1 protein-coding gene is annotated in these 305 nt (G+C 53.8%); it reads left to right on the top strand.

The window, feature by feature from the left end; translation table 11 throughout:
- Nucleotides 1–42: 42 nt before the first annotated feature.
- Nucleotides 43–305: integrase core domain-containing protein (locus FC75_RS13195; RefSeq protein WP_476737434.1), on the top strand; the 263-nt coding region annotated here is incomplete at its 3' end.

The following is a 305-nucleotide window of genomic DNA, read 5'->3' as shown; positions in this document are numbered from 1 at the left end:
TTCCAGCGGGCGTTTGAGGCCTCTGGCGAAGTACACCCACTGGTGCACACAGACCGTGGCTCAGCATATACATCAGGAACATTTAACCATTTTCTGGAGCTCCACAATGTGAAGCGCAGTATGTCACGACCAGGCACCCCTTACGACAACGCACCGATGGAGCGATGGTGGAACGAATTCAAGTTGCGCTGGATGGAGCGACACCCGATGGCAAAGACCTACCAGGAACTCGTCAGTCTGGTTGAGGATGGCATCCAGTACTTCAACCATCACAATCGTTCAGCACAAAGAAACGGCCTCACCCC

The organism is Lacticaseibacillus camelliae DSM 22697 = JCM 13995, from assembly GCF_001436615.1.
Taxonomy (GTDB): domain Bacteria; phylum Bacillota; class Bacilli; order Lactobacillales; family Lactobacillaceae; genus Lacticaseibacillus; species Lacticaseibacillus camelliae.
Note: the sequence above shows the minus strand (reverse complement) of the source record. Positions and strands in the feature narration are given on the sequence as shown.